Origin of the sequence: Rugamonas apoptosis (assembly GCF_014042355.1) — a bacterium.
GTDB classification, from domain to species: Bacteria; Pseudomonadota; Gammaproteobacteria; order Burkholderiales; family Burkholderiaceae_D; genus Rugamonas; species Rugamonas apoptosis.
The window spans coordinates 343,438-361,893 of sequence record NZ_JACEZU010000006.1; the positions used below are offsets into that span (position 1 = coordinate 343,438).

Consider the following 18,456-nt stretch of genomic DNA (forward strand, 5'->3'; position numbering starts at 1 on the left):
GCCAGGGTCTGACCCTGTTGCTTACGGCGCCTGCCAGGCGATGACGTCGGCCTGCTGTTCGCCCAGGCCGGCGATGCCCAGCCGCAGCTGGTCGCCTTTCTTGAGGAAGCGCTGCGGCTTGCGGCCCTGGCCCACGCCGGGCGGGGTGCCGGTGGCGATGATGTCGCCCGGCTCCAGCGTCATGAATTTGGACAGGTAGCTCACCAGCTGGGCCACCGTGAAGATCATGGTGGCCGTGCTGCCGGTCTGCATGCGCTTGCCGTTCAGGTCCAGGTACAGGTCCAGCTGCTGCACGTCGTAGATGTCGTCCTGCGTCACCAGCCATGGGCCGACGGGGCCGAAAGTGTCGCAACCCTTGCCCTTGTCCCACTGGGGACCGCGCTCCAGCTGGAACGCGCGCTCAGACACGTCGTTGACCACGCAGTAGCCGGCCACGTACTTGAGCGCATCTTCCTCGCTCACGTATTGGGCGCGGGTGCCGATCACCACGCCCAGCTCCACTTCCCAATCCGTCTTCTTCGAGCCTTGCGGCAGCATGATGGGATCATCCGGGCCGTTCAGGCAGGAGATGGCTTTCATGAACACGATCGGTTCCTTGGGCACGGGCATGCCCGCTTCGGCCGCATGGTCCGAATAATTGAGGCCGATGCCGATGAACTTGCCCACCTTGGCCAGCGGTACGCCGTAACGGGGATTGCCGCGCACGGCCGGCAGTGTCTCGGGGTCAATCTTGGCCAGCTTGCGCAGGGCCTTGGCCGACAACTGTTCCGGGCCGATATCGTCGATCACGCCCGACAGGTCGCGCAGCTTGCCGAAGTCGTCGATCAAGCCAGGTTTCTCTTTGCCGGGACGGCCGTAACGCACGAGTCTCATACTTATCCTTGTTAGCCAGACGGGGGAACCGCAATGCCCGCCATTCTAACCGAAGGATTAGTACACGCTTTCGCGCAGCCACTTGTTGGCGATGATCTTGGTGCCGCGCACCACGGGACAACCCGCGTGCAGGGTTTGCTGGTCCGGCCGGTGGCTGGCGTCCGTGTTGAGGAAGAACAGGGCGCTGCCCTTGCGGGGAAAGACTTCCAGGCCGATGTTGGGAAACGCCGTGCCGCCCCCCTGCTCCACGTCGCTCAGGTAAAGGATGAAGGTGGCCAGGCGCTGGCCGCCGCGCCGCAAATGGGCGCGGTGCCCGTCCGAATCGGGATTGAGCCAATCGTAATGGGGCCGGTATTGCTGCGCCACGCCGTACTTCTGCAACTGGAACGGTTCGCCGCACTCCAGCGGCCACTGGGCGATGGCGGCCAGCCGCTGTTCGATGCGGTCGGCCAGTGCGTGCTCGCCGCGCTGGATGACAGCCATCTCGCTGGTGCGCCCGTCATGCACGGTGCTGGCGCCGTCCTCCTCGCTGGTGACGGTGGAACGGGTGTAGCGCTGGTCACAGTGAGCCACGATGGCGTCGCACTCGTCCTCGTCCAGCACATTGCCCAGCAAGACCACGCGCGGCTGGCGCAGCGCGCACAGGATCTCCACCGCGCGCCCCGCCACGGCCAGCCGGTTGCTGGTGGTGTCCACCTGCGGCATGCCCGCTTGCCGGCCCGGCGCCGCCAGCAGGTCGGCGCCCAGCGCCTCGCCAATGGCGGCGCGCGCGAACGCCATGCTGTACTGGCCGGAGCGGGCCATGCTGTCGGCCATGTCGCGCGGGCTGCAGGCGCGTGCCAGGTTATCCCGGATCCAGGCCTGCCAGTCGGGCGGCAGGGTGGCGAACACGGAAGTGGTCATGCTGTGCCTCCCAGTAGAGTGCGGTGTCAGTGCGCGGGGCTGCCGGATGGAAGGTTGATTTTACCCCCACACGCGGTGCCGGCGCGCACCGGCGTGCGCGCGCGCCAGGCGCGCCACGCATAACGCAACAGTCCCGGCAACTGCAGCGCCACCAGCACGGCGAAGCCGCAGCGGTAGGCGGCCGCCGGATACTGGTGCAGCAGGTTGGCCCGCCAGCAGCCCAGCAATTCCCCGAAGCCGGCCTGCACGGCGAACGCGCCCAGGAAGATCAGCAGGTTGAGGCAGGTGGCGGCCCGTCCCGTCAGCGCCGGCGGCATGCTTTGCGCGACGATCGCGTATTCGATGCCGGTGATGGTGCCCACCAGCGTAAACAGCACCGACAGCAGCTGGTAGCTGGGTGCGTAGCCGATCACGAAGCCCAGTTGCACGGCGATGAACAGGGCGATGCCGGCCGCCGCCACCGTCAGCGGCCGCACGCCGCGCCGGCCGGCCCATTCCGTCACCATGCCCACGAAGATGGCGCCGAAGATGATGGCGGCCATGCCCAGGTACAGCAGATAGCCGACGGCCGCGTCGGAGAAGCGGGCCACGTCGCTCAGCCAGCGTCCTATCCACAAACCCTGCATGCCGAAGAACACCGTGTGCGGCACCAGCACCAGGGCCGCCGTGTCGCGGAACGCCGGGTGGCGGTACACATCCAGCACGGCCTGGCGCGTGAGCGGCGCGGCGCGCGTGGGCGGCGGCGTGGGCGACAGACAATGGATCAGCAAGCCGACGGCAGCAGCCGCCAATCCCAGCCCGAGGAACAGGCCGCGCCAGTCCGTGTATTGCAGCGCCAGCCGCACCGGCAAGGTGGCCGAGGCGGCGCCCAGTCCGCCCACGGCGATCAGATAGCCGTGCACGGACGGCAGCCTGGCCGGCGCGATCCAGGTCGAGATGGCTTTGACGGCCGACATGAAGCAGCCGCCCAGCCCGAAGCCGATCAGCGCCCGCGCCCACACCAGCTGGGCGAAGTCGCGCCCGCCCGAGAAGGCCAGCGCACCCAATGCCGCCACCAGCAGCAGCACCGGCTGCACCCGCCGCGGCCCCCAGCGGTCCAGCGCCATCCCCACCGGCAGTTGCACCAGCGCGAAGGCGAAGAAGAAGGCGCTGGTGAGCAGGCCAAGCTGGCCGGGCGTGAGGCCCAGCGCCGCCACCAGCTGGGGCGCCAGCATGGCGTTCACGGTGCGCATCAGGCACGACAGGTAGTGGCCCAGCGCGAACGGCAGGAACACCAGACAGAACATGGCCAGCCCACCCAGCTGGCCCGGTTGCCGAGTGGACGTGGCCATGGCGTGCTCCCTAGGCCACCTGGCTGTGGAGCGCGCAGGAACCGCCGCCATCCTCTTCGTGGCGGGCCGGCGTGAGCGGGATCACCTTGCGCGGCGTCGACGGATGGCCATCCCCTTCCGTCTCGAAGAAGAACTTGTCGCGGCCGAAGGCGGGACGCAAATCATCCATCCAGGTCGCTTCCGGGTCGTAGCGGGCATAGAACGGCTTGCGCACCCAGTCGGCGTTGCGGGCCTGCAGGAACTGCAGCGCGAACACCTTCTCGCCGGCGATGTTGGCCACGCCGTCGATCACCACCTTGCCGGGGAAGGCGCTCATGGACGGCCCGCGCACCGTGCGCGCCAGGCCCGACACCATCTGGTAGGCGGCCTGGAAGATCTCGTGCGCCTTCACCAGCGGCAGCTGGAAGTATGCGCGCGGGCCGGTGTCGCGCTCGACGAACATGTAGTACGGGATGGCGCCCAGCCGCACGCCCGTCTGCCACAGCTCGGCCCAGCTTTTCGGGTCCTCGTTGATGTGGCGGATCAGCGGCCCTTGCATGCGCAGCGTGGCGCCGGTGCCGACGATGCGCTTGACGGCTTGCTGGGCGATCGGCTGGCGCAGTTCCACGGCATGGTTGTAATGGCCCATGATGGCCATGTTCTTGCCGCTGGCGACCACCCGCTCGAACAGGCGCAGCAAGTCGTCGGCGTCGGCGTCCGTCACGAAGCGTTGCGGCCAGTAGGCCACCGACTTGGTGCCGATGCGGATGTTCTGGATGTGGGCCAGTTCCGGCACCAGCAGCGGTTCGATGTAGGCGGCCAGCGAGCGGGTGTTCATGATCAACGGGTCGCCGCCCGTGATCAGCACGTCCGTCACCTCCGGGTGCAGCTTCAGGTACTCGGCCAGCTCGTTCGATTCGCGGGCGTCGAACTTCATGTCATCCATGCCCACGAACTGGGGCCAGCGAAAGCAGAAGGTGCAATAGGCGTGGCAGGTCTGGCCGGCGCTGGGGAAGAACAGCACCGTCTCGTTGTACTTGTGCTGCAAGCCCTTGAGCGGCGCGTCGTTCACGCGCGGCACGTTGTGCGTCATCTGGCCGGCCGGGTGCGGGTTCATGCGCATGCGGATGGAGCGCACCAGTTGCACCAGGGCGGCCTGGTCGCCGCGGCCCTGCACCAGGTCGCGCAGGCGGGCGTACTCGTGCTCGGGCAGCATGTCGCGGTGCGGGAAGGTGAGCCGGAAGATGGGATCGTCGGGAATGTTGTTCCAGTCGATCAGGTGGTCCATCACGTAGGCGTTGGTGCGGAACGGCAGTACATGCGACACCACTTGCACGGCTTCGCGCAATTCGGGCGGCATGGCGGCCCACTGGGGCGCCTGGGCGATGGTCTGGCGGATATAAGGTTTGAACTTGACGCTGGCGGTTTCGGTAGTCATGGCGTGCTCCTGTCGCGGTGGGGTTGCCGGGAATTCCATGCTAGGCCGCGCCGGGCCTGAGGGATTGCCGTACATCAACTAGCGGAGGGAAAAGTTGCGCTGTGGAACAAAACCTTGACACGCTTTGGTGGCGGAGTCTGGCCGGGCCACGCGCTTGCGTTAGCGCAAACGGGGACCGGCACAGGCGGCGTACAGTACGTCATGCGCATAGGCAACATTTCCACCAACGCCGACTCACCTCAAGGATCGCCATGAACCGCTTAGCACACACCGCCGCCCTGGCGCTCGCCGTCGTCCTGGCTGGCGCGGCCACCGCCGCCACCGACCCCACTGAAAAAGACGCCATCGCCATGGCCGAACGGGGCGCGGCCTACATGAAGAGCCACGGCCGCGAAGAGATGATGAAGCGCATCAGCGCCAAAGACCCGGACTTCGTGCAGGGCACGCTGTACGTGGACATGCGCGACCTGCACACCGGCATCGTGCTGGCCCACCCCATCAATCCCTCCATCGTCGGCAAGGACTTGCTCGACGTGCCCGACGCCAGCGGCAAGCGCTACCGGCGCGACATCATCGAACTGGCCCAGAAACAGGGCAAGGGCTGGGTCGACTACCAGTACCGCAACCCCACCAGCGGCAAGATCGAACCCAAGACCACCTACATCCTGCGGGTCGGCGATGTGGTGCTGGAAGCGGGCATCTATAAGAAATAAACGAGAAATCATCCACCTGCGCTAGGAACGGCCATGCTGAAGCGACTGAGGATAGGTCCGAAACTGCTGTTGGCGCCCGGCCTGGTGCTGCTGCTGCTGATGTGCACCTCGGGCGCCGGCTACTACGGCATGGTGCGCCAGAACGCCTCGCTGGAAAACCTGGTGCAGGTGCGCGCGGCACGCCTGAAGGCGGCGGCCGACGTGGGCGGCGAAACCAAGCACGCGCACGCCAACATCTATCAGTTGCTGGCCTGGACCAACGGCAGCTTCACCCAGGACCGGATCGACGCGCTGGCGCAGGAACTGCGGGCGCGCCACGCCGACATCGCGGCGCAACTGGCGGCGCTGGCGGCGCTGGCCGACCCGGCCGAGCGGCCCTTCGTGGACGCCTCCACCGAGGCGCTGGCGGCCTACCGCAAGGCGGTGCGCGAAACCATGGAGATCGCCCAGGTGGACCAGTCGATCGCGGCCAACTCCATGGCCAGGGCCGAGCAGCAGTTCAGCCGCCTGAACGGGGCGCTGGCCAAGCTGGCGGCGCTGGAACAGCAACTGAGCGTGCAGGCGCACGGGCGCGCCAAGGCTGAATTCCACACGCTGGGCGTGACCATGGCCGCTTTGCTGCTGCTGTCGGTGGCCTTGTCGTTGCTGGTGACGATGCGGGTACGGGGCGCCATGCTGCGCGACATCCACGCCATCGCCGCCGTGGTGGTGAAGCTGGCCGCCGGCAAGCTGAGCGCCGGCCGCGCCAACGACGGCCACGACGAGATCGCCCACACGGCCCGCCTGCTCGACGGCACCATGGCCCAGCTCAGCGCCACCTTGCGCACCATCCTGGGGGCGGTGCAGAACATCGACCTGGCCGCGCACGACATCGCCAGCGGCAACCTGGACCTGTCCACCCGCACCGAGCGCCAGGCCGGTTCGCTGGAGCAGACCGCCAGCGCCATGGACAGCCTGACCGTGGCCGTGCGCGACAACGCGGCCCACGCGCAGCAAGCCTGCCAGCTGGCCGACGGCGCCTCGCAACTGGCCGAACGGGGCGGCACGGCCATGGGCCAGGCCGTGACGACGATGGACTCGATCCGCGCCAGCGCGCGCCAGATCGTCGACATCACGGGCGTGATCGACGCCATCGCGTCGCAGACCAACATCCTGGCCCTGAACGCGGCCGTCGAGGCGGCCCGCGCCGGCGAGCAGGGCCGCGGCTTCGCCATCGTGGCGGCCGAAGTGCGCACGCTGGCCCACCGCTCGGCCGCCGCCGCCAGCCAGATCAAGGGCCTGGTGGCCGCCTCGGTGGCCACCATCGACAGCGGCAGCGCCTCGGTGCAGCAGGCCGGCGAACGCATGGGCGAGCTGGCCGCCTCGGTGCGCCAGGTGAACGACATCATCCGCCGCATCAGCGCGGCCAGCGCCGACCAGGCCCAAGGCATCGCGGAAGTGAACCAGGCCATGGGCCAGATGGACGAGGTGACCCGGCAGAACGCGGCGCTGGTGGAACAGGCCGCGGCGGCGGCGTCCAGCCTGCAGGAGCAGGCCGAACACCTGACCCGGGCGGTGGCCGTGTTCCAGCTCGGCGAGGCGGCCGCGACGCCCCCGTCCCCGGCGGCCAACCCGGCCGCCATCTGGTCCGGCCGGCCACGCCCGTCCCGGCCAGCGGCCGCAAGCATGACAAATGCACATCGAAACGGCATGCCCCAGCCCCGCCGTGCGTAAAAATCCAGCATTGCCATCACATTTTCACGCCAAAATCGCGCAACGGGGAGCGGGAAGCGGCGATAATCGGAAGTAGGCGAACTCGGCGCGAGGCACCCGGCTGGTTTATAGTGCTGGTTTGAGAAGTTGTTTCCAATGACCATGGCCAGGCGCCACGACAACACCATGGGCTTGTTGCAACAACTTCCTGGCGCCGTCGCCGTTCCGTAACTTGAAAACCATCATGACCTCAGCCGCAGCCCCAGTTTTGCCAGTCGAACACACGGTGGAAGACGCCCTGCTGCGTTCCATCCGCATTCCGCCGCGTCCCAGCCTGCTGGTCGACCTGCAGCAGGAACTGGCCGAGCCGGACCCGTCGCCGCGCCGCATCGCGCGCATCATCGGCAACGACGTGGGCATGTCGGGCGCCCTGCTCAAGCTGGCCAATTCACCATTCTATGGCGCCGGGCGCAAGGCCAAGTCGGTCGAGCAAGCCATCAATTTCCTCGGCATCAACCACTGCGCGGCGCTGCTCACAGGCTTGCTGGCCAAGCAAGCCATCGACGGCAACGACGCCACCCTGGACCAGTTCTGGGAAGTGTCGGCCCGGCGCGCCCAGGCGCTGGTATTCACCTCGCGCCAGTTGCGCATCGCTCCGCCCGACATCGCCCACACCTTCGGCCTGTTCTGCGACATCGGGGTGCCCTTGCTGATGAACCGCTTCCCCGGCTACGTGGACACCTTCGCCGCCGCCAGCAACGACCCGGTGCGCCGCTTCACGGAAGTGGAGGACGCGCGCCACCAGACCAACCACGCCGCCATCGGCTGCCTGCTGGCCCGTAACTGGGGCCTGTCGCCGGACGTGTCGTGGGCCATCCTGCTGCACCACGACTACCGGGTGCTGGACGACCCCGCCACGGACGACGCCGTGCGCTCGCTGGTGGCGCTGTCGGTGCTGGCGGAAAAAGGCATCCAGCGCTACCACGGCAACGCCGTCTCGCTGGAATGGGAAAAAGGCGGCGCCCCGGCCTGCCGCCACCTGGGGCTGTCCGAGGACGAGACGGCCGACCTGCTGGACGAACTGCACGAAACCTTTCACAACGAGCGCTGACGCCTCATGGCGCAGCGCCGGGGCCGTCCGCACGGCCCCCGCCCCCCGACTTCAGGAAACCATGCCCAAGAACAAACGCCCCGTGCCCCGTAAATCGGCCGACACGCCCGAAATCAAGGATGAACTGCAAACCCGCAACCTGTGCGAACTGGCGCTGGAACTGGCGGAGCAGGAAGACCCGGACACCATGAGCGAATTGCTGCGCCAGCGCGCGGCCACTTTCCACAAGCTGGTGCGCAAGCTGCTCAACCAGCACAAGGACGAGGTGCTGTACGGCGCCGTCGAGCTGGCCAAGTACGAGGACGTGGGCGCCTACCACTACCTGCGCGACGCCATCGAGGAGGCGGCCGGTACCGTGCTGCTGCGGCGCGACAACGCGCCCGAGCTGGAGATCGACGCCTTCGCCATCCCCCTGTTCGTGCACAGCACGGGCGGCCTGGACCCGGCCCACGAGTTCCAGGACGGCGACGCCTACGACGCCCTGCTGGCCAGCTTCACGCAAGCCCAGCTGGAAAGCCCCAAGGCCAAGGTGGTGCTGATCGGCCACGCCTATGACCTGGGCGAGATCGACCGCATCACCTACAGCGAACTGCACGAGATGGTGCGCGACGCGGCCACCTCGATGACGGAAAAGAAAATGGTGGCCACGCCCGCCATCGAACGCAGCCTGGCCGGCTGGACCCCGGCCGGTTTCGGCCCCGACGACGCGGCCGTGGAACTGCGCTTCCTGGTCGGTTTCGCGCTCAAGCGGGCCGACGACCCGTTCTACAAGGTGCCGGCCGACGAGGCGGCGGCCGACGCCTATTTCGCGCGCCGGATGGAACGCTACCAGCGCTGGACCGAGCAGTACGCGCCCCTGGTGCGGCGCTGCCTGGGCGGCGCGCGGCCGTTGGAATTGAATTTCCTCTACCAGGACCTGTTCTTCGGCGCCAAGCAGCAGGGCGTGGCCGAACACGACATGCTGCAACTGCTGGCCACGCTGAACCAGGCGCTGGCCGCGCGCGGCGTGGCGGCGGACCAGGCCACGGCCATCGTCGGCCCGGCCGATGTCGACCACGAGATGCAACTGCGCACCTGCGTGTACCTGGACGGCGCGGCGCTGGCCGCCTACGACAAGCCGCTCGACCTGGGTGCGGACCTGGAAACGGAAGTGGCCGACGTGCGCGACGCACTGGCCAGCATCGGCTTGCGCCAGCTGTCCGTGGCCTTGAAATTCGACCCCAGCGGCGCCCCCGTGGAGCCGCAAGCCCTGTAAGGTCCGGGCCGGTCGGGACGTCCCCGCGGCCGTTTGACACGGGCTGGGGAGCCGAGGATACTTTGGCTCAGTAGCGGCTCCCCGGCCGCGGCCTGCGCGGCGCAGGCTTCCAGCTCCGCCGTACCGTAGTACGCAAGCGGCGCCCCGGCCGGGCGCGCTGGAGGAGATCGTCATGCTGAGCCGTCTTTGTATCCTGTGTACCGTCCTGCTGGCGGGTTGCGCCGGCCTGTCCCAGGACCGGGTGGCGACCGCCCCGCCGGCCCGCCTGTTCCAGGACCAGTTGTTCGCGCCGCCGTCGGCCCCGGTCAGCACCGACCAGCTGTTCGCCGTCACGCCCGCCATGGACGCCTACCTGAAGGAACAGGTGCTGCACCAGCAACATGGCAAGGACAAGCGCCAGGCCCTGTTCGACGCCCTGTACCGGCGCGACAAGCTGCAACTGGAATACGATTCAGCCATTACCCGCAACGCCCAGCAGACGTTCGAGGCGCGCCGTGGCAACTGCCTGTCGCTGGTGATCATGACGGCGGCGCTGGCCCACAAGCTGGGGCTGGAAGTGCAATACCAGAGCATCTCCATCGATGATGCGTGGAGCCGCAGCGGTGACCTGTATTTCTCCAGCGGCCACGTCAACCTGGTGCTGGGCGAGCCCAAGGTGGACATCAGCAGGGGCTATAACTCCCAGAAATACCTGACCGTGGACTTCATTCCCATCCCGGAACTGGCCCGGCAACTGGCCCAGCCGCTTGAGGAACGCACGGTGGTGGCCATGTACATGAACAACCGGGCCGCCGAACTGCTGGTGCAAAACAAGCTCGACGACGCCTACTGGTGGGCCCGCGGCGCCGTCGGCCAGGATCCCCGCTTCCTCAACGCCTACAACACGCTGGGCGTGATCTACCAGCACCACGGCGACCTGGCGGCGGCCGAACAGGTGTTGCGCCATGCCTGGAACCAGGCGCCCGACAACACGGTATTCCTGTACAACCTGGCACAGGCGCTGAGCGAACTGGGCCGGCCCCAGGAGGCGCAGGCGCTGCGCGCGCGACTGGCCCAGCTGGAACCGTATCCGCCGTTCTACTTCTTCAACCAGGGCCAGCAAGCGATGCGGGCCGGCGACTTTGCCCGCGCGCGCGCGCTATTCCAGCGCGAACTGGACCGTTCGCCGGACTACCATGAGTTCCACTTCTGGCTGGCGGTGGCGTCCTTCAAGCTGGGCGACCTGGCGCGGGCCGACAGCCACATGAAGCAAGCCATGGAGAACAGCACCACGCGCGGCGACCACGACCTGTATGCGGCCAAGCTGGACCGGCTCAAGGCTTACGAGGCGCAGTCCAGCCGGCAATAGCCATCGTGCGCGCATGAAAGTGTTGCGCCGGCCTCCATCGCGGCTTGACAGAATGTTGCGCTTGCGCAACAATTGCAAAATACATAAACTGTCCGCCCGAGGATACCGCCATGCACCGATACTGGTCCGCTCTCACGCTCGCCTCCCTGTTGACCGCCTGCGGCGGCGGTGGCGGGACCACGGACGGCACGCCGGTGCCGGCCGCCAGCGCGGCGCTCAGCTTCAGTCCGGATAAAGTCGCCATCTCGGCCGTGGCCGGCACTTCCACCACCGCCACCGTCACCGCCACCGTGGCCCGCCCGGCCGACTTCGGCGGCGCCACCGTGTACGCCTATCTGGTCGATGGCGCCGGCGTGCTGCTGCCCAATGTGCAACTGGTGGCCGATGGCAGCCAGGCTTACCACGCCACCTTGCAGACGGCGCCCACGCTGGCCGCCGGCGGCTACCAGGGCAATTTCACCGTCAAACTGTGCCGCGACAGCGGGTGCGCCGGCCAGTTCCCCGGTTCGCCCATGCTGCTGCCCTACGATATCCAGGTGGCACCGGCCGGCTCGGCGCCGTTCAGCGCCAGCGGCACCGTGCCGCTGACGGTCACCATGCATCAGGGCGGCGCCGTGCCGGCGCCGGCCGCCATCAGCGTGCAGGCCGTGGGGCGCAGCTGGAGCGCGGTCAGCGGCGCCGCCTGGCTCACCCTGAACAACACCAGCGGCAGCGGCAACGCCACCATCACGGCCACCTATGCGGCCGCCAGCCTGGCGCCTGGACTCTACAACACCACCGTCACGCTGACGGCCGGCGACGGCCTGGTGGCCACCGTGCCCGTGGCGCTGACGGTGCTGGCGCCGGCCTTCCAGGTCAGCAGCGACGGCGTCACCTTCACGGCCATCAACGGCGCGCCCATCGCCGCCCAGGATGTGCAGTTGGCCACCGACAACGCCCAGGCCACGCGCTGGATCGCCAGCAGCGGCGCCGGCTGGCTGCGCGCCAGCCCCAGCCAGGGCTACACCCCAGCCACCACCACGCTCTCCATCGATCCCACCATCGGCACGCTGGTGAGCGGCAATTACAGCACCAACCTGACGCTGACGGCCACCGGCGTCACCACGCGCCAGTTGCCGGTGGCGCTCAAACTGGTGCGCCCCACCCTGCTGGTGTCGAACGCCGCCGTGACCCTGGGCGGCAGCTACGGGCGCGACTTCAGTCCGCGCAGCATGACACTGAGCCTGAACACGGGCGCCAACCTGTGGCCATGGCAGTTGTCGGCCGCCCCCGCCTGGGCCAGCGCCAGCGCGTTCGCCGGCAGGGTCGGCGCCACTGCCAGCACCATCACGTTCACGCCCAACGCTGCCGCCGCGCCGGCCAGCGGCGCCACCGTCCAGATGCTGGCCGGGGCCACCGTCAACGGCGACGTCGTGGCAACGCCGATCACCTTGACCATCAACAAGGACAAGCACAAGCTGCTGCCGTCCGAGCTGGGGGTGGCCATGAGCGGCACACCCGGCTGGTCGCGCGTGACGCGGCGCATCAGCATGGTCGACAATTACGGCCTGGTGCCGGACTGGACTGCCGCGAGCGACCAGCCATGGCTGACGGCCAGCGGCAGCGGCGCCAGCCTGATCCTGTCGGCCGACCCTAGCGCGCTGGCGCCCAATAGCCTCAATTACGCCACCGTGACGGTGGCCCCGACCGACCCCGCGATACCAGCCGCCACCCCGATCCGGGTCGCGTTCTGGAAGGGCACCACCACGCCGACGGCGCCCGTGTCGCCCCACCCGCTGTACCGCAACGTCGTGACCGACCCGATCCGGCCGCTCGTGTATGCCCACAACGGCGGCACCACCATCGACATCTACAACGTCTATACGGGCCAGCTGACGGACACCCTGACCGGCTTTGGCGGCGCGCTCGGCGACATGGCCGTGTCGGCCGACGGCGCGCTGCTGTACGCGTACGACCTCGACAACAGCAAGCTGGAAGTGCGGGTACTGGCCACCAAGGCCGTGCAGGCGCGCTGGACGCTGGCGCACAAGCCCGACCGCACGTCGCGCCTGGCCCTGTTGCGTCCCAACGGCGTGGACCTGGTCGCGCTCAACGACGGCAGCATCTACAACAGCGCCGGCAAACTGCTGGCCAGCCTGCCGATCCAGGGCGGCACGCTGAGCGCGGCGGCCGATGGCAAGCGCTTATATGTGCAGGACGAGGACGGCACGGCCGTGCACCTGGCCACCTACACGGTCGATTATGCCGACATCGGCGGCGGCCCCCTGTTCACCGCGCCCCTGCCGGCCGCCAGCCACCTGGGCAACGGCGGCGCCGGCCAGGACATTGCCGTCAGCGCCGACGGCGCCATCCTGTACGCGGCCAGCGCCAGCCCCACCCAGTGCAGCGTGCTGGGCACGAACGATCTGGGCACGCTGTCCTACCTGGCCAGCGGCGGCAACGCGCCCGACAATGTGGAAGTGGGCAGCGATGGCCGGGTCTACTGCGGCGTGGCCGGCAAGTCCGCTGCGGCCGACGTCTGGGTCTACAGCGCGGCCGGCGCGCTGCTGCAACAGCGCAAGTTCGTGCCCGTGGGACGCCAGCTGGCGCCGCGCCAGATGGTGATCTCGGGCGATGGCTTCATCCTGATCGGGCTCAACGACGACGGCGTGCTCAATATCGTGCCGGTGGGGCCGTGACGCCGGGCGGCAAGTGCGGGAACCGCTGCAAGCGGTGACCGACTATATGTTGCTGGGTTCTGGTTGCGGCCGTGCGCCCGTCGCTATCGGCGATTTGATTTTGACTGAGGTGCTGCAGGGCTTCCGGACAGACCGCGATTTCAACCTGCGACTTTGATCACGTTTCTATTCCTTGCTTTTCGTGCGATGACAAATGATTGCACGGCACATCCGCCAGAACGGGCCGCAATGCCCGCCATCGCATCGCTTTAACTGCATACGCCATGGTATGGGCTGGGCTACTTGATGGCAGCGCAATAATGTCGTAAGCAGCGGCCAGCTCGCCTAGTACCTTGAGCCCATGCCGTCCAGCCGTGCCACCGTTGAAGGCAATCGCTTGGATGTTAGGGTAGCGCAACAGCAAGCCACACAAGTCGTTGTCGTTGCGCTCGCGGATATTGCTGTCCAGGCTGCCTTTGCGATGCGCCTCGGCCACCACATCCCAAAGGCCAACGCCGTGTCGAAGCAGGGATTGCAGACGGGCGGCATAATCCAGCACGACCAGATCGACGCCCAGCACGTCCGACATCAAGGCCCAGAATTTGTTCTGGCGGTTGGCATAATATTGCTGTAACGCCAGCGACTGTTCGCCCGGCAAACTGCCCAGCACCAGCACGCGCGTATGGTGGTCGACCACGGGATCGAAACAGCGCTTGCGCGTGACGGACGGCGGCTGGCCGGGATGGGCGGATGGCGTGGACATGAACAGGCACTCGGCGGCGCCAGGATGGGAAACCACGCCATGGTAGCACTCCACCCCGCCACCATCCAGGGGCGCCGCCGCCCATCCAACCGTCCGCCATAGACGGAAACTTCCGGTATAGAATCCCCCGGCAAGCTCATCAAGAGCACAACCAAGCCTTATCCGCCGGAGCCCCCCATGCCCACCAGCCGCACCATCGACACCCTGCTGGCCCAGTACAGCGAGAGCCATGTGAACCAGCTCAACGAATGGATCCACATCGTGTGTGTGCCGGTGATCGTGTTTACGCTGCTGGGCCTGCTGTGGGCCATCCATCCGCTGCTGGCGCTGGCCGTGGTGGCGACGGCCTTGCGGTATTACGCCGGCCTGTCCAAACCGTTCGCGGTGGGCATGCTCCTGATGGCTGCCTCCATGCTGGGCCTGCTGTCGGCCTTGCCGCCCCGCGCCGTACTGCCGCTGTCGCTGGCCATGTTCGTGCTGGCCTGGATCGGCCAGTTCATCGGCCACCAGATCGAGGGCAGGAAACCTTCATTCTTCGACGACGTGCGCTTTCTCTTGATCGGCCCGCTGTTCGTGCTGGGCTTCCTGTACCGCCGCCTGAAACTGGCTTATTGATTCAAGGCCGGCCCGCCACCGCGAACACCAGTTGCCCGCGCGCGGGACTGTCGTCGGCCAGCAGGATGACGGATGCCGTGCTCAGCAGCACATAGCCGATCAGGGTGGCCACTTTGTATCGCAGCGCGTGGGGCATGGCCGTCTCCGGTGGTGAAAGATCGTCTTTTTATAATAGCCACCTCGCCAGCTGGTGCGGCGCTCAATCCCGCGCCGCTGCGCCACATCAAGCGGGAACGTGGTGAAATCGTCAAGAATATGGCTGCTAGGCAAGCTCGCCACAAGCCCGGTATACTCCGTCGATGTCCTCTCCAATTCTGTTTCTCACCGCCTGCCTGATCTGGGGTTCCACCTTCTTCGCCATCACCCTGCAACTGGGCCAGGTGGCGCCGGCCGTGTCCGTCGTCTACCGTTTCGCCATCGCCTCGGTCGCCCTGTTCGCCTGGTGCCTGGCGCGCGGCGACCACCTGCGCCTGCCCTGGCGTACCCAGCGCTGGCTGCTACTGCAAGGCATCGCCAGCTTCGGCCTGAGCTACATCTGCACTTACACGTCCGAGCAATACCTGGTATCGGCCCTGGTGGCCGTGCTGTTCGCGCTGATGGTGTTCTGGACCCCGATCTGCAGCCGGCTGATCCTGGGCACGCCGCTCACGGCCCGCATCTGGACCGCGGGCGCGGCCGCCATGGCCGGGGTGACGCTGCTGTTTTACCAGTCCATCGCCAGCGCGTGGAGCGCCATGGCCGGCGGCGGCAACGGCCACGTCCTGCTGGGCCTGGGGTTGGCCCTGTGCGCCACCATCTCTAGCTCGGTCGGCAACGTGCTGGTGGTCAAGGTGCGCGAACAATCGTCCAATGTGCTGCTGACCATGGCCTGGTCCATGCTGTGGGGCACCCTGATGGTGGCGGCCTGGGTGCTCGTCAGCGGCCAATCATTCACGCTGCCCACCACGGCCCGCTACTGGGGCGGCCTGTTCTACCTGGCCATCTTCGGTTCCGTGATCGCCTTCGCCGCCTATTTCACGCTGATCCTGCGCATCGGATCGCACAAGGCCGTCTACATCGGCGTCGTCACGCCCGTCATTTCCGTGCTGCTGTCGATCCGGCTGGAACATTTCCAGCCCGGCCCGCTGGAATGGCTGGGCATGCTGATCTGCCTGGCCAGCGTGGCCTGGGCCTTGCGGGCCGACGCGCCCGCCCCTACCGTCAACCCCGAACTTGAAAGCGCCGCATAATTCATGAGCAACGCACAACTGACCATCCGCCCGGCCACCCCGGCCGACGTGGACGCCATCTTCGGCATGATCCACGAACTGGCCGTGTTTGAAAAACTGGAACACCTGGTGGTGGCCAACCCCACCATGCTGCACGACGGCCTGTTCGGCGACCACCCCGCCTGCGAAGCCATCGTGGGCGAGCAAGCGGGCGAGGTGGTGACGTTCGCCCTGTTCTTCCACAACTTCTCCACCTTCCTGTGCCGCAAGGGCCTGTACCTGGAGGACCTGTACGTGAAGCAATCGTGCCGCGGCAAGGGTTACGGCAAGCAGATGCTGGTGGCGCTGGCCCAACTGGCGGTGGAACGCAACTGCGGCCGCTTCGAATGGTCGGTGCTGGACTGGAACGAAAACGCCATCAATTTCTACCGTGGCGTGGGCGCCGACCTGCTGCCGGACTGGCGCATCTGCCGCGTCACCGGCGCCGCCCTGCAGCAACTGGCATCGGCCTGACAGATCAGCTTCAAAAGCAAAAAAAAATCCCACGAGCGCCAAGCGCCGCGTGGGATGGAACCCATGTTGAGTGGGAGGGGAGATTGAATCAACGCCTCCACTATAAGCGGCCTCCCGACGGCTGGCGCAGGTACTTTACATTTGCTTACGCCAGCTCAATATTGCTTACATCCATCTAACATTCCGCCTCCCCTCCGGCGCCTATTGATGCGGCACAAAACCGGCTCCCTAGCGGGCCGTACCATGGACTGTCACCTCGTCCGGGAGTCCGCCATGAACAAATTTCCGCCTTTCGCCTTGCTGATTTACAAGGCTTATCTGCGCTCGCGGCTGGATCATTGCCAGCGCCACCTGCACACCATCGCCGCCCAGCGCGAGAACGACTTCCAGGCCGAACGCCTGCTGCACCGTGAAGTGGCGGTGGTGCGCGCGAAATTACATACGCTGTGACGCGGCGCGCCCCGCCAGCCGCTCCAGCAATTCAAACGCGCCCTGGGTCAGCAGAGCCAGCACGGCGGCCGGGATGGCGCCGGCCAGCAGCATGTCGTTATCGTTCAGGGCCAGGCCGATGGTGATGCGCTCACCGTAGCCGCCGGCGCCGATGAAGGCGGCGATGGTCGCCGTGCCGACACTCATCACGGCGGCCGTCTTCACGCCGGCCAGGATCACCGGCAACGCCAGCGGCAGTTCCACATGCCACAGGCGTTGCGCCGGCCTCAGACCGAGTGCCAGCGCCGCCAGCCGCAACCCTTGCGGCACTTGCAGCATGCCAGTGCAGGTATTGCGCACCACCGGCAGCAACGCATACACGAACAGCGCCACCAGGGCCGGCACCGCGCCGATGCCCAGCAACGGGATCAACAACGCCAGCAGGGCCAGCGAAGGCACCGTTTGCAGCACGCCCACCAGCGCCAGCACGCCCTGCCGCAGGCGCGGCACATAAGCGGCCAACACACCCAATGGGATGCCGGTCAAACAGGCCAGGCCCACCGCGACCAGCACCAGCGTGATGTGCTGGCGCGTGAGGGGCCATAACTTATCGTCGAAGATTTTGGCCAGCAGGCCATCATGCGGGACCAATGATGCTGGACTGGCCGCGGCCGGCGCGGGCGATGGTGCGGCGCTTGACGGCGCCAGCGGATGCGCCGCCAGCCAGCCGTGCGCCACAACGGCGAAGGGCTGGCCGTCGATCTCGGCGGCGCCGTTCATGGCGATCATGTCGGCCGCGCTGATGCGGCCTTGCAGCCGTCCGAGCGCGGCCCAGGCGGCGGGAAAGCGGGCCGCCGCGTCCAGCCGGTACAGCAGCACGGCATCGTAGCGGGGGAAGTAGCGGCGGTCGTCATCAAGCACGCGCAGCCCGTAGCGGGCGATCTTGGCGTCGGTGGAGTAGATGTCGATCACGTCCACCTGGCCCTGCTTGAGGGCGTCGTAGGCGATGCCGTGATCGAGGCCGGCCGGCTGCTGCGGCAAGCCGTAACGGCGCGCCAGTCCAGGCCAGCCATCGGCGCGGCCGATGAATTCGTGCGACAGGCCAAAGCGCAGCGCGGGCCGGGCCGCCAGCTCGCTCAATGCGTGCGGGCCATCGGGGCCGCCGCGCACGGCCAGCGCGTAGGTGTTGTTGAAGCCAAGCGGCACGGCCACGCCCAACCCCAGCGGCGCCAGCTCGCGCCCGATCTGTTCCAGCGTGGCCGGTTCCTGATGGCGCAGGATCTCCTGGTCGATGGTGCCCAGGTATTCGGGATACAAATCGATCTTCCCGGCCCGCAGCGCGGCCAGCACGATGGCCGTGTTGCCCAGTCCTTGCAGGTGTTCGCTGCGGGCATACGGGGCCGCCGTTTGCGCCAGCAGTTCACCCAGAATGTAGGATTCCGTGAAACGCTTGGAACCGATGCGCAACGTGCCTTGCGCGCTATCGGCCGGCGATGCTGCCGCCGCGCCGGCACACATGCACGCGCAGGCGAACATCAGCCAGCACGCGGCCTGCCAAAGCCGGCCGGTCCTTCGCCCCGCGTCCCCCTGTCCGCCCCGTTCGCGCACGCGCACTCCCCTATCGTCTC

Annotated in this window: 17 protein-coding genes; 10 read left to right on the forward strand and 7 right to left on the reverse strand. The window is 67.4% G+C overall.

All coding sequences use genetic code 11. The features are described 5' to 3' along the window. Positions 1-21: 21 nt before the first annotated feature. From H3H39_RS14325 to H3H39_RS14340, 4 genes are read right to left on the reverse strand one after another with little or no spacing between them, the layout of a single operon-like run. Positions 22-873, reverse strand: coding sequence for a fumarylacetoacetate hydrolase family protein (locus H3H39_RS14325; protein ID WP_182154052.1), 852 nt, complete (start codon positions 871-873; stop codon positions 22-24). A gap of 57 nt (positions 874-930) precedes the next feature. Beyond that, entirely contained in the window at positions 931-1,776 is an 846-nt protein-coding gene (locus H3H39_RS14330) for a prolyl hydroxylase family protein (protein WP_182154053.1), read from the reverse strand. Between the two features lie 26 nt (positions 1,777-1,802). Continuing rightward, a complete protein-coding gene (locus H3H39_RS14335) occupies positions 1,803-3,107 on the reverse strand; it encodes an MFS transporter (protein WP_182154054.1) in 1,305 nt (434 codons plus the stop codon). A gap of 10 nt (positions 3,108-3,117) precedes the next feature. Continuing rightward, positions 3,118-4,524, reverse strand: coding sequence for a KamA family radical SAM protein (locus H3H39_RS14340; protein ID WP_182154055.1), 1,407 nt, complete (start codon positions 4,522-4,524; stop codon positions 3,118-3,120). Between the two features lie 251 nt (positions 4,525-4,775). On the opposite strand from H3H39_RS14340, the gene H3H39_RS14345 reads away from it, so the two are divergent. The 6 genes from H3H39_RS14345 to H3H39_RS14370 all read left to right on the forward strand — a co-directional run bounded on the left by H3H39_RS14345 (position 4,776) and on the right by H3H39_RS14370 (position 13,321). Further along, positions 4,776-5,237 carry a cache domain-containing protein gene (locus H3H39_RS14345; RefSeq protein WP_182154056.1) on the forward strand — a complete coding sequence of 154 codons (462 nt, stop codon included), beginning with the start codon at positions 4,776-4,778 and terminating at the stop codon, positions 5,235-5,237. Between the two features lie 33 nt (positions 5,238-5,270). After that, entirely contained in the window at positions 5,271-6,950 is a 1,680-nt protein-coding gene (locus H3H39_RS14350; protein WP_182154057.1) for a methyl-accepting chemotaxis protein, read from the forward strand. A 223-nt stretch (positions 6,951-7,173) separates the two neighbouring features. After that, complete coding sequence (locus H3H39_RS14355; protein ID WP_182154058.1) at positions 7,174-8,040, forward strand: HDOD domain-containing protein; 867 nt, start codon at positions 7,174-7,176, stop codon at positions 8,038-8,040. A gap of 61 nt (positions 8,041-8,101) precedes the next feature. Further along, positions 8,102-9,295, forward strand: a complete 1,194-nt coding sequence (locus H3H39_RS14360; protein ID WP_182154059.1) for a DUF2863 family protein — start codon at positions 8,102-8,104, stop codon at positions 9,293-9,295. A 172-nt stretch (positions 9,296-9,467) separates the two neighbouring features. Continuing rightward, on the forward strand, positions 9,468-10,643 hold the full coding sequence (locus tag H3H39_RS14365) for a tetratricopeptide repeat protein (RefSeq protein ID WP_182154060.1): 1,176 nt from the start codon (positions 9,468-9,470) through the stop codon (positions 10,641-10,643). Between the two features lie 110 nt (positions 10,644-10,753). Beyond that, complete coding sequence (locus H3H39_RS14370) at positions 10,754-13,321, forward strand: BACON domain-containing protein (protein WP_182154061.1); 2,568 nt, start codon at positions 10,754-10,756, stop codon at positions 13,319-13,321. Between the two features lie 157 nt (positions 13,322-13,478). Here H3H39_RS14370 and H3H39_RS14375 read toward each other — a convergent pair whose 3' ends face one another. Then, positions 13,479-14,063 carry a DNA-deoxyinosine glycosylase gene (locus H3H39_RS14375; RefSeq protein ID WP_182154062.1) on the reverse strand — a complete coding sequence of 195 codons (585 nt, stop codon included), beginning with the start codon at positions 14,061-14,063 and terminating at the stop codon, positions 13,479-13,481. A 177-nt stretch (positions 14,064-14,240) separates the two neighbouring features. Between H3H39_RS14375 and H3H39_RS14380 the strand changes: the two genes are divergently transcribed. Beyond that, a complete protein-coding gene (locus tag H3H39_RS14380; RefSeq protein ID WP_182154063.1) occupies positions 14,241-14,678 on the forward strand; it encodes an Mpo1 family 2-hydroxy fatty acid dioxygenase in 438 nt (145 codons plus the stop codon). Position 14,679: 1 nt separating this feature from the next. Here H3H39_RS14380 and H3H39_RS28200 read toward each other — a convergent pair whose 3' ends face one another. Beyond that, on the reverse strand, positions 14,680-14,814 hold the full coding sequence (locus tag H3H39_RS28200) for a hypothetical protein (RefSeq protein WP_255462650.1): 135 nt from the start codon (positions 14,812-14,814) through the stop codon (positions 14,680-14,682). Positions 14,815-14,977: 163 nt separating this feature from the next. Between H3H39_RS28200 and H3H39_RS14385 the strand changes: the two genes are divergently transcribed. From H3H39_RS14385 to H3H39_RS14395, 3 genes are all read left to right on the forward strand, one after another. Next, positions 14,978-15,907 (forward strand): DMT family transporter, encoded by a 930-nt coding sequence (locus H3H39_RS14385; protein WP_182154064.1) that lies wholly within the window; start codon positions 14,978-14,980, stop codon positions 15,905-15,907. Between the two features lie 3 nt (positions 15,908-15,910). After that, positions 15,911-16,399: a GNAT family N-acetyltransferase gene (locus tag H3H39_RS14390; protein ID WP_182154065.1), complete on the forward strand. Its 489-nt coding sequence runs from the start codon at positions 15,911-15,913 to the stop codon at positions 16,397-16,399. Between the two features lie 273 nt (positions 16,400-16,672). Continuing rightward, positions 16,673-16,849, forward strand: a complete 177-nt coding sequence (locus H3H39_RS14395) for a hypothetical protein (protein ID WP_182154066.1) — start codon at positions 16,673-16,675, stop codon at positions 16,847-16,849. Here H3H39_RS14395 and H3H39_RS14400 read toward each other — a convergent pair. Continuing rightward, complete coding sequence (locus tag H3H39_RS14400) at positions 16,835-18,364, reverse strand: glycine betaine ABC transporter substrate-binding protein (protein WP_375540426.1); 1,530 nt, start codon at positions 18,362-18,364, stop codon at positions 16,835-16,837. The two genes, H3H39_RS14395 and H3H39_RS14400, sit on opposite strands and share 15 nt — an antisense overlap. Positions 18,365-18,456 lie beyond the last annotated feature (92 nt).